At 58.6% G+C, this 13,065-nt stretch carries 12 protein-coding genes; 7 read left to right on the forward strand and 5 right to left on the reverse strand.

Going from position 1 to position 13,065, the window contains the following annotated elements; genetic code table 11:
- Positions 1 to 5: 5 nt before the first annotated feature.
- On the reverse strand, positions 6 to 671 hold the full coding sequence (locus QXU97_02535) for a biotin transporter BioY (GenBank protein ID MEM4035477.1): 666 nt from the start codon (positions 669 to 671) through the stop codon (positions 6 to 8).
- Positions 672 to 839: 168 nt separating this feature from the next.
- On the opposite strand from QXU97_02535, the gene QXU97_02540 reads away from it, so the two are divergent.
- Both QXU97_02540 and QXU97_02545 read left to right on the forward strand, forming a co-directional pair.
- Positions 840 to 1,676, forward strand: coding sequence for an ARMT1-like domain-containing protein (locus tag QXU97_02540; GenBank protein ID MEM4035478.1), 837 nt, complete (start codon positions 840 to 842; stop codon positions 1,674 to 1,676).
- Positions 1,673 to 2,401 carry a glycerophosphodiester phosphodiesterase gene (locus QXU97_02545; protein ID MEM4035479.1) on the forward strand — a complete coding sequence of 243 codons (729 nt, stop codon included), beginning with the start codon at positions 1,673 to 1,675 and terminating at the stop codon, positions 2,399 to 2,401. Before QXU97_02540 ends, QXU97_02545 begins: the two co-directional genes overlap by 4 nt.
- Here the strand turns inward: QXU97_02545 and QXU97_02550 are convergent.
- The 4 genes from QXU97_02550 to QXU97_02565 all read right to left on the reverse strand — a co-directional run bounded on the left by QXU97_02550 (position 2,370) and on the right by QXU97_02565 (position 6,292).
- Positions 2,370 to 3,611: a hypothetical protein gene (locus QXU97_02550; GenBank protein MEM4035480.1), complete on the reverse strand. Its 1,242-nt coding sequence runs from the start codon at positions 3,609 to 3,611 to the stop codon at positions 2,370 to 2,372. The genes QXU97_02545 and QXU97_02550 overlap by 32 nt on opposite strands.
- A gap of 472 nt (positions 3,612 to 4,083) precedes the next feature.
- Positions 4,084 to 4,359 (reverse strand): hypothetical protein, encoded by a 276-nt coding sequence (locus tag QXU97_02555; GenBank protein MEM4035481.1) that lies wholly within the window; start codon positions 4,357 to 4,359, stop codon positions 4,084 to 4,086.
- A 79-nt stretch (positions 4,360 to 4,438) separates the two neighbouring features.
- Positions 4,439 to 6,031 carry a DUF2070 family protein gene (locus QXU97_02560; GenBank protein MEM4035482.1) on the reverse strand — a complete coding sequence of 531 codons (1,593 nt, stop codon included), beginning with the start codon at positions 6,029 to 6,031 and terminating at the stop codon, positions 4,439 to 4,441.
- Between the two features lie 12 nt (positions 6,032 to 6,043).
- Complete coding sequence (locus tag QXU97_02565) at positions 6,044 to 6,292, reverse strand: hypothetical protein (GenBank protein ID MEM4035483.1); 249 nt, start codon at positions 6,290 to 6,292, stop codon at positions 6,044 to 6,046.
- A gap of 281 nt (positions 6,293 to 6,573) precedes the next feature.
- Between QXU97_02565 and QXU97_02570 the strand changes: the two genes are divergently transcribed.
- The 5 genes from QXU97_02570 (at position 6,574) to QXU97_02590 (ending at position 13,064) form a co-directional block, all read left to right on the forward strand.
- Positions 6,574 to 8,784: an ABC transporter substrate-binding protein gene (locus QXU97_02570; GenBank protein MEM4035484.1), complete on the forward strand. Its 2,211-nt coding sequence runs from the start codon at positions 6,574 to 6,576 to the stop codon at positions 8,782 to 8,784.
- 131 nt (positions 8,785 to 8,915) lie between these two features.
- Complete coding sequence (locus tag QXU97_02575) at positions 8,916 to 9,974, forward strand: ABC transporter permease (protein MEM4035485.1); 1,059 nt, start codon at positions 8,916 to 8,918, stop codon at positions 9,972 to 9,974.
- Positions 9,975 to 9,993: 19 nt separating this feature from the next.
- Positions 9,994 to 11,088, forward strand: a complete 1,095-nt coding sequence (locus QXU97_02580; protein MEM4035486.1) for an ABC transporter permease — start codon at positions 9,994 to 9,996, stop codon at positions 11,086 to 11,088.
- On the forward strand, positions 11,085 to 12,086 hold the full coding sequence (locus QXU97_02585) for an ABC transporter ATP-binding protein (protein MEM4035487.1): 1,002 nt from the start codon (positions 11,085 to 11,087) through the stop codon (positions 12,084 to 12,086). The genes QXU97_02580 and QXU97_02585 overlap by 4 nt, the downstream gene beginning before the upstream one ends.
- A gap of 3 nt (positions 12,087 to 12,089) precedes the next feature.
- Positions 12,090 to 13,064 (forward strand): ABC transporter ATP-binding protein, encoded by a 975-nt coding sequence (locus QXU97_02590; GenBank protein MEM4035488.1) that lies wholly within the window; start codon positions 12,090 to 12,092, stop codon positions 13,062 to 13,064.
- Position 13,065 lies beyond the last annotated feature (1 nt).

Consider the following 13,065-nt stretch of genomic DNA (forward strand, 5'->3'; position numbering starts at 1 on the left):
TCCTCTTATCGCGAGCGCGCAAATCTTACCAGTAACACTCTTTTAATCAGGCGCTCGGCTCGCGCGCCCACCCTTAATATTGCTACGTAGACCTGCGCGGCCACGAGAGCTTTCAATGCATCCCACGCCACGAATGGTACCACGCCCTCGACCGCCGCGACACGAGCGGCCTCAACGAGGTTGCGCCCCGAGATCAAATACATGTAAGCAGTCAGCCACCCCCAGCCGAGCGCGTAGACGACAACGTTGACCGCCATGGCGAGGAGCAAGAGCCTCAGCGGACTCCTCATCTTAGCGCCTACTAGGCCGAGCGCAGAAGCGGCGACGAAGCCTATGATGTAGCCGAAAGTGGGCGAGGCCGCGTATCCCAGGCCACCGCCGTAGGCAAAGATCGGCGCGCCGGCCAAGCCCGCGGCGAGATAGGCGAGGCTCGCGGGCAGGGCGTGTCTGCCGAGGGCTAGCACCAGGAGTACTAGAGCCATCGTCTGTAGCGTGAAGGGGATCGGCGTGAACGGCAACACGAAGCGAGCCTTAGCTCCCAGCGTGAGCAGAGCTACGCCTATTGACACTTTGACCGTGTGGGAGAGCACGCGTCGCGCAAGAGCCCCCCGCTCGGTCTGTCCGACGAGCGCGAGGCTAGAGATGGCTCCTCTCCTCGAGGTTGGCGACATCTCGCTCGCTCCCCGCGGATAGAAGCTAGGAGCCTTTTTGAGCTCTTCGGACTCTCAGTCAGGAAGCGAAGGGAAGATAGGCGTTAAAAGTAAGTGCACGGACTCAACGAGTCGGGCTGCAGCGTCGCTATGCGAGTGAATCCTCAGTGCTTTGGATGCCTCTTGTCTGTGAGGCTGAGGGAGCTGATTGAGTGCGCAGAGCGCGACGGAGCCCTCCCCTCGCTCGTCTCACTCTTTCTCCGCAGAGCCGCAGCGATCTTCGAGAGCGAGAGCGAGTTGACCAAGCTGGCCACCAAGCTCTATAGAGAGCTGATCTCGTTGGCTCCCTGTGTGGTGGAAAGCCACAGAGCCCGCAAGCGCGAGTCCATAAGAGAGGCCCTCTTGCGTCTTGGCGCCTACTCGGCGCGATTGGAGACGCTCCGAGGTGAGAAGAGATTCGCCGCGGCGGTCCGAGTAGCGTTAGCGGGGAATCTCTTAGACTCGGGGGTCGCGGGCCACGAGCCTTCGTGGATCGAGCCCAATGAGGTCGAGGTCTCGGAGCTCGAGATAGATCACGTGCCGGAGCTCTATCGATTGGTCTCTCGGGGACTCAAGGTACTATATCTGCTCGATAACGCCGGCGAAGCGGTTTTCGACTCGCTGCTAGTGGAGGAGATGACTAAGCTAGGCTGCGAGGTCGTCGCGGCGGTCAAGAGCGAGCCCGGCTTTCAGAACGACGTCACGATAAACGACGTCAAAGAGACGCCTCTCAAGAGCCTCTTCCCCACCGTCGTCGAGACGGGGACTAACGCATCGAGCGTACACCTCGACGAGGTTTCGGCCGAATTCCTCGAGGAGCTCCGCTCGTGCAACATCGTCGTGGCCAAAGGGATGTCTCACTACGAGTACTTGACCGAGATCCATGTGGGCAGACCAGTCTTCCACCTGCTAGTGGCGAAGTGCGACGTAGTCGCTCGAAGCCTCGGCGTGCAGCGCGGGAGTTTCGTCGCAATGGTGAGACTATGAGCTCTGTAATGAGAGCTCTCGAGACCAGGCCCTTTGCCGTGGTGGGCCACAGAGGAGCTCCAGCGTACGAGCCCGAGAACACCGTGGCCTCTTTCGAGAAGGCCCTCCAGCTTGGGGCGGATCTGATAGAATGCGACATTAGGCTCACGAGGGATGGCACCCCGGTCGTGTTCCACGATGAAGACCTCTCTAGGCTCGTGGGAATCGGGGCGAGAATCGCCGACCTCACGGAGCACGAGCTCAGATCTTACAGAGTAAGGGGTCAACCGGTACCGACGCTCGAGGAACTATTAGGGAGGCTAGCTGGAAGAGCGGGCGTGCTCGCGGAGCTCAAGACGCTCGAGGCAGTGGAGAGCTCACTCGAGGTGATAAAGAGGCTCGGCGCCGAGAAGTGGACCGCGTTAATCAGCTTCGCCCCGGAGGCGCTCGAGAGAGCTCGCATTTTAGCTCCATCGATACCGCGCGGTCTAATCTACGCTAAGCCGCTAGAGGCGGTCCGGGTCTGTCGAGCTGTCGGCTGCGAAATACTCCTGCCGCGTTATAATCTAGTCTCTCCGAGGATGGTCTCTTTCGCGAAGAAAATGCGCCTTAAGGTCGTCGCATGGACCGTTAACTCTGCCGAGCTCGCACTCAAACTCTACGATGCGGGAGTCGACGGAATGGCCACGGACGACCCGGCTCTACTCGTCGGAGTCAAAAGCAGGCTTTTGACATCGAGTAGGTGAGACGACGTTGACGCGGCTTCCTCAGAGACTCGACATCGAAGTGCGGCGGTGGACTCAACGAAATGGAGGGCGCGAGAAAACTCCCCGGGCCGGCGACTCGGGCGAGGATTTCCCCTCCCCTCTCCCAAGAGGCGCGAGAGGCCGAATGCCTCGCTCTCTCGAACTCTCGCAGTCTCGCGAGCGTCGTGAGCAACACCGCGTAGCTCAGCAGTAGAAGAGGCTTTAGAGGTAGACCGAGGAGGGTCAACGCCAACGCCGTCAAGCCCGCGAGCCCCTGAGCGAGGTAGTTGGCGGCTAGCACGCTCGCCACGCGGTGCTCGCCCAAGCTCTTGGCGAGGCTTACTACCAACGCGTCGAGCTGAAGCGCCAACCCCAATAGAGAGACCGAGAGGATCAGGCCCCCGACTCCCGCGCCCGAGGCCACGGCGAGGGCCGAAATCAGCAGAGCAGCCGGCGCTCCTCCGCGACGAGAGTAGAGGAAGCCTTGGAGCAGCAGCGAGATCGCGAGCGCCGACGCGTGGGCCACCGCTACGGCCAGCGGCCCCCAGCGCGATATCAGAGCGTAGTGGGCTAATTCACCGCTGTCCACCAGCCACAGCGTAAGCGTGAACGAAAGAGCGCTGCTCGCTGCAATAGCTCTAGGCGGCGTTGTCAATGGCGAACCTGATCGTCGAACCTCATATTCGCGGTTCTCAGCGTCGCTAGGCGCGAGAGCCCCCATTAGGAGGAACGCCGAGGCTAAGGCCGCGTGCTGCGGGAACGCGACTCCTCGGGGAAGACTCAGTAGCGCTATCGAAGCAACAGAGCCCGCGCATATGGCGGCGCTCAGTCGCGGAAGCCCCCCTCTGCCTCCAACAACCAAGCGGTAAGCGTCCGGGAGCGTAATTGCGAGAAGGAAGCTCCAGGCCACGTTTACGAGGAAGAGAGCGACGAGGGAGGACATCAAATTGCTCGTTGACAGCGATGCGAGATAGAAGGCGGCGGTCGCCGCCCCCAAGAGCCCGGCGAGCCTTCTAGTTTCACCGGTAGTCGCGAGCTTAATGCCGAGCGCTACCAGGGAGACGCTCAGGTACTCCAGTCCGGCCAGGTAAACGAAGTACTCGAAGGGTCCTCCGAGCTCTCTCAGACGCTCCCGAGAGACCGCGTAGTACATAGTCGAGGTCAGTGCTCCCAGAGCTACGATGGAGAGCGCCCTCGCTGCCCCTCTCATGTGCTATCACCTCGTGCATCACCTCGAGAGAGTGCCCGGTCTTCGCGTAGGTAGGCTTATAGGGTGAAGATTCGGGGCGGAGAGGATGAGAGTTGGAGAGACAGATTACCTTTAATTAGTATAGGGTGCCCAGCTTTATTAAATCTGCTCATGCTAACTATATATTTTGAGTATACTTATAGTCTATTTTAATGGGAATAATATACATATTCAAAATTGGTTTGTACAGTGTTCGGCCGAGCGTAAACGCCATCGCAATTTTACTTGGCCTTCGCTAGCTCCCTAAGAGAGCATGTAGAGGAGCCGTGGCGTAGAGCGATAAGGTCTCGCTCTTTCCCCCGCTACTGCGGGGAAAAGACGCAAAGGACATAGGACGCCAGGGAGTCTCGGGAACCACATCAGCTCGCTCAACTCGTTGGAGAGGACGTGAATCGACGACCCTCAAGGCCAATAGCAGATGGGGCGGGGAGGCTCAGCTCTCCTCTATCTCGAATAATCCGACGAGGCTCTCATCTTCTAACGAGCCGCGTATCTCTACGAGCCTCGCTTTAACGCCGAGCTCCGAGAGCACGAATACTAGATCCTCGATCCAGTCAGTTACGCCACACGTCCTGCAGAAAGGTCCGCTGAACAGCACTTCTGCTCTGTTCCCGGACGACGATAACAGCTCTGCTCGCGCCTCTGGCGCTCTGTATCTGTTGTACCTCTCTATGGCCTCCTCGAGAGAGCGGAGAGTCTCCAGCCTCAAGCCTCTCCCCGCGTCAGTTAAGCTCGCCCCTGCTCGCGACGCCTCTTTCCCCCTCCGCTAATTAGCTTGACCGAAGAGCTCAGCGAGCCCAGATCGCCGGCACGAGCGTGGCCGCGCTCAACGTCATCAAGAATAGCGCCACCGCCTTCCACTTGGCCGCTACGCGCGCCAAGAGCTCGTAACCTCTTTCACCGAGCACCTCCATCTCGATCTCGAGCACGGAGTACGCCGCCTCGACATCGCTGAGGGAGCTTAGCGCTCGAGAGAGAGCAGTCTCGCAAGCTGAAGAGAGGGTCTTTGCATCGATGGTCTCGCCCACTACTCTATACCCTCTTTTCCCTCCCCACCCGACTCTAGCGTGATTATCCGTCGTGACCACCTCGACTACGTCGACTAAGGGTTTGAGCCTATCCACTATTCGATCGTAGACCCCTCTGTCGAGGTTATTCCCGTCAATTACCACGAGGCCAGCTCTAATGTCACCGCATTCGAGCGCGAGCGCCGAGATCCCGGCCGGCCCTAGCTCTCTTCCGAGCGGGTCTACGGCTTCGGTGGGCACCTCGGAGAAGCCTGCCCTGAAAGTAGAGCAGGGAGATAGCGAGGCCCTGATCCTCTCGATGCCCCTGGCGATGTCGCCGAGCAGCTCCTCATCGACCTCGACGCCCAGGCCGTTCTGTGCTTCGACCACGACGAGTCCGCCCCTCGATCCAACGAGGGGCGCGTCGCTGGGTACATCGTCCATGCCTTTCCCGGCTCTGCTAACCACGGCCAGCGGAGGCCCGACTCCGAGGTGCAAGGCGAAGACGCGCGCCTTCCCCTCGACTATGTCGAGAGGCCTCAAGGCGCGCGTCTTCGAATGCTCAAGCGATGCCGCGCGCTCGAATATTTTCTCCACGAGCGCGTGGACTTGACGCCGCGATATGGGGTCGTTCTCGTGACTTCCGATGCCGTGGAGGAAGATGACGGAGCGCCCCGACGATTTAGCCTCTCGGATCAGAGCATCGACTAATAGTGCTCCGCCCACTCCAGCGAAGGGCCCGGGATGCACGTCGGAGACGAGGAGCAGGAGCTCTCTCGACGTTCCTCGTAGCGAGAAAATATGGATGGAGAGCTTCTTGCGCGACAGAAGAGGCCCGCACTCCCTCTCGAAGAGAGAGGCGTCTTCGATCACGACGGACCTCAGGTAGCCCGAGAACAGGCACAGGGCGGCCGGCAGGCCCGAGAGCCTCGCTACCCCCCATCTGACCACGAGGGGGAGCGGCGCCAGGAGCAGGCTCAGAGCTGCGTAGAGCGCCTCACCTTTGCTCGCGAAGATCAGAGCGCCCATGGCGCTGGGCGAGACGAAGGCGGGAGTGCTACAATTCACGGACAAGATAACGATGGAGGCCAGATTAGCCGCCAGAAGATAGCCTCGTAGAGTCTCCAACCCGAGGAACAATTCGACTGCAGAGGCTATGGCCGCTAAGGGCAGGGCTATCTTGAGCGCTCTATTGAGTGTAATAATTCTCCCGCCTCCAGCGAGCAGAGCCACCGAGAGCGATGCGAGCTCGACCCCGTAAGCCAGAGTCGAGCGCAGAACGCTGGCAGCCACCAGCGTGGCGCCGCTCGCGAAGAGGAAGCCCCTCCCGACCCTGCCGAGGAGGGCCCCGTAAGCCCTCTCGAAGATCTTCAAGAACTCAACCTCTCACGGAAGGAGCTTTTCGCCGTGCTCCCCCCCATATCTGCTGAGCAGCTGCTCCAGCTCTTTCCTGAAGGCCTTAGGCAACCAACACGGCAGATAAACGAAGCCTTTCCGGCCTATTACTTCAATCTCGATCGTGTCCTCTGTGCAAGACGTCCCTATCACGGCCCATCTAGCGCCGAAGCTCTCTAGAGTCTTCACGATCTCTTCGAACTCCACCTCAAGAGGGAATCTCGCTCTCTTCTCGGTCAAGCCCCCAACGCCCGCGGCTGAGCTTTTGCAGGTAACACTTCGTTGCGCAGATCTCTATCAATCGCGGAGCTCGGTAAAGACTTATTAGCGTTTTTGAGGGCCGCGTCGGGGGAGCTCCAAGTTTCAAGTCGCAATCTCTCTCGTAGCGAGAAAAGCGGAGAGGGCCTCTTGCGCGACAGGAGAGGCCCGCGCTCTCTACTTTTCTACTGAGAGAAGAGACGAGAGGAAGCTTTAAAGATACGCCGGGACATTCGCCAGGGTAAGAAGAGGGGTAAACGCACATGTTGAAACAAAGATCTAGAGGAATATCTCAGGCGACCATAATCGCCATAGCGGCTGTGGTCATAATCGCTGCCGTCGTGGCGGCCTACATCGCGGTTAAGGGTCCAGCCGCACCCTCGCCCACTCCAACGCCTACCCCCACGACCCCCAAGCCCACCCCCACCCCGACCCCGACGCCTGCGCCGGCCCCGACAAAACAAATCCACGAACAGGTCCTCTACTTGATATCGAACGACGAGTTGACTCGGATCCAGATGTACAAAGCTGGAGTCTGCGACATTGCGACGATCACTCCGGCTAGATGGAAAGACGTCAATGGCTCCCCCGTGGACGGTCACAGGCTCATCCTCGAGGTGGATCCCTCAATCCTTCGCATGACGATTCAGTACGTGCTCTTCAACACGATGAGAGAGCCCTTCAACATAACGGAGGTTAGGCAGGCTCTCTCCTACGCCGTGCCCTATGATACCATAATCAGCCAGATCTTCGGCGGCCTCTACACGGGCCTCTACACCATAGTACCGAGGGGTATGTTCGGCTGGACCGAGTACGGCATAACGAAGTACACCTATGACATGGCCAAGGCCACGGAGATCATGAACTCTCTCAGGGCGAAGGGATTTGATCCCTCGAAGTACACCATCGTGATAATCTACAATCTGGGCAACACGGCCAGAGCCCAAATAGCGGCCCTGCTCCAAAACTCGTGGACTCAGTTGGGCTTCAAGGTGCTAGTCGAGGTCTACAACTGGCCTCAGTTCCTCGACAAAGTCGATCACTTCGACTACGACGTGGCGTTGCTCGGGTGGATACCAGATTATCTCGACCCCGATAATTACCTCATGCCATTCGTGTGGGGAGGAGCCGAATTCTCCGAACTGAAATACTATAAAGGGGTTAGTGCTGCCGAAGTTGGCAATTACCTGGCCAAGGTCGAGAGGGCGATTGAGACCGAGAAGTTCATTGTGGTGGTCGGTCCTAAGGGGTCGGGAGCCACTTACGCCGGGCCAACGAACAAGCCTCTGCTTGTGGTCTCCTACGTAATTGACGATGAGAAGACGAAGGAGAATTGGGAGAAGCCCATCGCTTTCGTGACGATAGGCGCGGCCGGCTGGAAAGATGTGCCGGTGAGTGCTCTCGTTAAGCTCTCTAGGACCGTGATAGACCCGGAGGCTAGAGAGGCCATCATAAACGCGGCCGTCAGGATCTTCAACAACGAGGCGGTAATGATAATGTTGGGCCAGCAGCTGGGCGGCAGGAACTATGGTAGCTGGGTCGTTGGCATGTATTATCCGCCGACGGCCTTCGCCCGCTACGATCTCGTGTGGGAGAAGCCGGATGCCCCCGTGCGCGATACCGGAGTCCTCGGAATAAAGAATGACCCGAAGACCTTCGTCTATGCCACGATAGGTTGGCCCGACACATTCGATCCGGCCAAATCCTACGAGAGCTTCGGATGGGAGATATTCTGGCAGACTCTCAGCAAGCCCGTGACCTACTACTTCGAGAAGACGGAGCCCGAGCCGGAGCTAGCGGCGGCTTGGGCGTTTAGCCCCGACGCGACCGAGCTCTACTTAGTGATAAGAGGGGGAGTCGTGGCCTACGACCCGTGGAACAATAGGACCTATCCAATAGACGCCACCGACGTACTCTTCAGCCTATGGAGAGTGGCTAGGCTCAACCTGCCCGGCTCCGCTGCGTGGATGATAACGGACTTCATCGACATCAACGCGTCATCGGTGTTGACCGAAGACGAGTTCAAGGAGGTTCTCGCCAAGGGTCTTGTCACGGCGTACCACGGGAGGGGCAGTGAAGTCAAGACGTTGGAGGAACTGCTATCGTTCTTCGGATACGCGGGTAAGACTGCCGGGATCGTGAGACTCAAGCTGCACTTCCCGTACCCGCCAATACTCCACGTACTGACGACTGCGGTGGCCAGCGTCATACCCATGGAATACGCGCTCGGAGCAAACTACGCGCAAGCTCTGGCTGACTCTAACAACGGGAAGAACCCGAGCGCGTGGGCTAAGTACCTCGTGCCCGGCGTTGACGACCCGTCTCACAAGCTGCTGAGGGACAAACCCGTCTCGACCGGACCCTACTACGTGGCAGACTACAAGGAGGACGTCTATATACTGCTGAAACTCAACCCGTACTACTGGAATGCCACCTATTGGCAGGAGCTATACGGATACGCCCCCAAACGCTGAAGCTCGAGGGCACGCTCTCTACGCGCTCGTTTTTCCCCCAACGCAATAGCTAACGGTTTCTCGCGTGATTGGCAATCGATAATAACCGGCTAGTCTTTCTTCGTTGAGGGGCGCGAGCGAGTGGATGGCTCGTGGGCTTCGCGTCATTCCTAGCGCGCAGGCTCGTTACCTTCGTGCCGACCGTGCTCGGGGTGCTGTTATTGACTTACCTCATCGCTTACGCCGTGCCAGCCGACCCGGTGCGAGCATGGGCGGGAGAGAAGGTGAGGAACCCAGAGGCTTTGCAGCAGATCCGCGAAAAGTACAAGTTCGACGCTCCGTGGTACGAACAGTTCTCGTTTCTACTTAAGCAGCTCCTCACGATGAATTTGGAAGACCCCGTCAGATCTAAGAACGTCTTCGATGAGCTCGGCTATCGGTTTCCGGTGACGGTTCAACTAGCTCTCGTCGCCTTCGCATTTCTAGTTCTCATCTCGTTGCCGCTCGGCGTGATCGCTGCTTTGAGGAAGGACACGGCCGTGGACTTCTTCGTGAGATTTCTCGCGTTGTTTGGGAGCTCCATGCCCTCCTTCGTCCTCTATTACTTCATGATATTGCTGCTGTTCGTTCGCTACCATACGACCTACATGGCAGGCATACCAACTTACTCCACTCGCTGCGCGCTTTGGCTCGATAGCCTACCATCGTCGTACCCCATATTGGGCCACGTGCTCAGCTACATCGGAGCCGTGCCGATGTTTGGAGCTGCTATGTGCGGGGAGTGGGACGTAGTGGGCTACACGTTGAGGAGATTCTACTTGCCCGGGCTCGCTCTAGCTCTCCTCGGAGGAGGCTTCGTGGCCAGGATAGTGCGAAACAGCTTCCTAGACGCGTTAGGCTCGGAGCATGTGCTCTTTGCGAAGGCGAGAGGGCTCAAGAAGTGGAGGATCTGGAGGCACGTTTTCAAAAATGCGATGATACCCGTGGTGACGGTGCTGGGTCTACAGCTGGGAGGCCTCCTCTCGGGAGCCGTGATAGCTGAGTACGTCTTCAATATACCCGGGCTCGGGAGATACATGTACGAGTCCGTGTTGAACTTAAATTACCCCGCCATAATCGCGTCGACATTCGTCTTCGCGTTAGTCTATGTGGTGATAAACTTAGCGGTGGACATACTCTACGCGCTCATAGATCCTCGGATAAGATACTGACAGCTAGGGGCGCGGCGACTTGGAGGCCGTCTACAGAGCGCTTACGCTGGCGATAGAGCTCTACGTGAAACTGCGCGAGAAGCTCCAAAGAGGCTGGGCCTCCAAGAACTCCAGCAGAATCCGAGAGTGGAAGCTGACGGCCTACGCTTTCAGCAAATCGAAGATCGGGGTAGCCGGGGGCATCATTACGGCGGTCGTATTAGTTCTAGCTGTGATCGGGCCCTACATAGCGTGGGAGCCATATTGGGATTATGGGGTCTTGAGAGACCCCTCACTGCATCTCAGACCCCCCTGTCTTCCGCCGTCTTGCAGCGGTTATCCCATTTTGGGAACCGATGAGTTGGGACGCGACATTTTATCGCTCTCTCTCTATGGAGTGAGGATATCGGTCGTTATCTCCGCCGTAGTAGTGTTGTTGGGAGCGCCGCTGGGCATACTACTGGGCCTCGTGGCGGGGTACAAAGGAGGACTGATCGACGAAGTTATCATGAGGTTGACGGATGTCTTCATAGCTTTCCCAGCTCTCATCTTGGCCATAGCCTTCGCGTCCGCTCTCCCCGGCAGAATAAGAGGCGTCCTCGAAGAGCACGAGATGCTGACAGCCCTGCTCTCCTCGCTCTTTGGCCTAAGGCCCCAAGAGTACGGACAGCTCGCGGCTCTTCTAGCGATCTGGTTGGCGTTGGTGTTGGTCTGGTGGCCCGGCTACGCGAGGGTCGTCCGCGGCGCGGTCCTCAGCGTGCGCGAGCAACCCTTCGTGGAGGCGGCGAAGCTGATTGGGTTGCCGACCTCCAGGATCCTCTTCAAGCACGTGCTGCCCAACGTGATATCCCCGGTGCTCGTGATGATGACATTCGACCTAGCCACGGCCGCGTTGTTCGCGGCGTCGCTCTCTTTCCTTGGTCTCGGGCCGCAGGAGCCCGTAGCTGAGTTAGGCTTCCTCATATCTAAGGCCGGCCGATACTTCCCTGAGCGCACTTGGCACGCTGTGTTTTACTTCGGGAGCCTCCTGATGCTTATCGCGCTCGGCTGGAATCTCCTGGGCGATGCTTTGAGAGATATCCTCGACCCTAAGACGAGGAGAGCCGTGGAATTCGAGGCGGAGGAGAAGAGATGAAGTGTGCTCTACGCGAGGACGAGATACTGAGGGTTCGAGATCTCGACGTGAGGTTCTATACTTACGCCGGCGAGGTCCACGCGGTATCGCGCGTCTCGTTTAACGTCCGCGCGAACGAGACCGTCGCCCTGGTCGGCGAGACCGGCTGCGGCAAGACCGTGACCACTAGGGCCCTGACGAGGCTTATCGAGGCGCCCGGAAAGATCGTCGGAGGATCCGCACTCTTCAGGAGGCGAGACGGGAGCGTGGTGGACCTGCTGAGGCTCAGCGACGATGAGATAAGGAGGATCCGAGGCGACGAGATAGCGTATATATTTCAAGATCCCTCGTCGGCTCTCGACCCGCTATACACGGTCGGCTACCACGTGTGGGAGACCGTGGCCGATCACAGGAGCGCCAAGAAGAGGGAGGTTCTGAGAGAGGCCGTTAGGCTTCTGAGAGAGACGGCTGTAGCGAGCCCTGAGAAGAGAGTAAAGAGCTATCCCCACGAGCTCTCCGGAGGCATGAGGCAGAGAGTAGTCATAGCGCTCGGCATAGCGAATGGGCCGAGAATGCTAATAGCCGATGAGCCGACCACGAATCTAGACGTCACGGTTCAAGCGCAGATACTAGAGCTCCTCCGCGATATACAGAAGAAGCATTCGACCTCGATACTTCTGATAACCCACAACATGGGGGTCGTGGCCGAGATGGCCAGCAGAGTATACGTGATGTACGCTGGGAAGATAGTCGAGGAGGGTGGGGTCGAAGAGATATTCTACGACCCTCTTCATCCCTATACCACGTTGCTACTTAGAGCAGTGCCCAATCCTCTGAGTCCATCCGCGAGGCTCCAACAGATACCGGGTTTCGTGCCGTCACTCATCGATCCTCCGCCGGGCTGCAGATTCCACCCCAGGTGCCCCAAGGCCGTGGAGATCTGCAGGCTCAAGGAGCCGCCCGAGGTAGAGCTCGGGGGAGGCAGGAGGGTCTCCTGCTGGCTGTATACGGGGGAGTGAGCATTGGGTGAGCAGGCGGTTCTGCTCGACGTCAGGAACCTCAGGAAGTACTTCGGCGTCCGAGGATCTCTCTTCAAGAAGGTGCGCGCCGTAGATGGCGTGTCCTTTCAAATCCGCCGAGGCGAGACTTTCGGGCTCGTAGGGGAGACCGGCTCGGGCAAATCGACGCTTGGCAGGACCGTTTTGATGCTCTACGAGCCTACATCGGGGGAAATATATTTTGACGGAGTGAACGTGGTCAAGGCCAGAGGGAAGAGCCTCAAGCTCTTTAGGCGCAGCGCTCAGATGGTCTTTCAGGACCCTCACACGTCTCTCAATCCTAGGATGACGATAGCCGAGATACTGCTCGAGCCCCTCCGCGAGCATGGTCTGATCTCGGGAGACCCCGAGGGCTTCCTCGTAGAGCACATGAAGAGCGTCGGGCTAGGCGCGGAGCACTTGTATAGGTACCCCCATGAGCTTTCGGGAGGTCAAAAACAGAGAGTCGCTATCCTGCGGGCTGTGCTATTGAGGCCTAAATTCATTGTACTGGACGAGCCGACGAGCTCTCTGGACGTCTCGGTCCAGGCTCAGATACTGGAGCTCCTCAGAGAGCTCCAGTCAATGTACAACCTCACGTACATGTTCATTTCGCACGATATAGCCGTCGTGAGGCATATGAGCGATAGGATCGCCGTGATGTATTTGGGCAAGATCGTGGAAATAGGAGCCTCGGAGGAGGTGTTCCTAGAGCCTCTACATCCTTACACGCAGGCCCTCTTTTCCTCGATTCCGATCCCCGACCCGCGCCTAACGAAGAGCAGGACTAAGATAAAGCTCATCGGGGAGCCGAGCAGCCCGATCGATCCTCCGCCGGGCTGCAGATTCCACCCCAGGTGCCCCAAGGCCGTGGAGATCTGCAGGCTCAAGGAGCCGCCCGAGGTAGAGCTCGGGGGAGGCAGGAGGGTCTCCTGCTGGCTGTACGCTCCCCCGCCGTGAG

The organism is Fervidicoccaceae archaeon (assembly GCA_038878695.1).
Taxonomy (GTDB): domain Archaea; phylum Thermoproteota; class Thermoprotei_A; order Sulfolobales; family Fervidicoccaceae; genus JAVZVD01.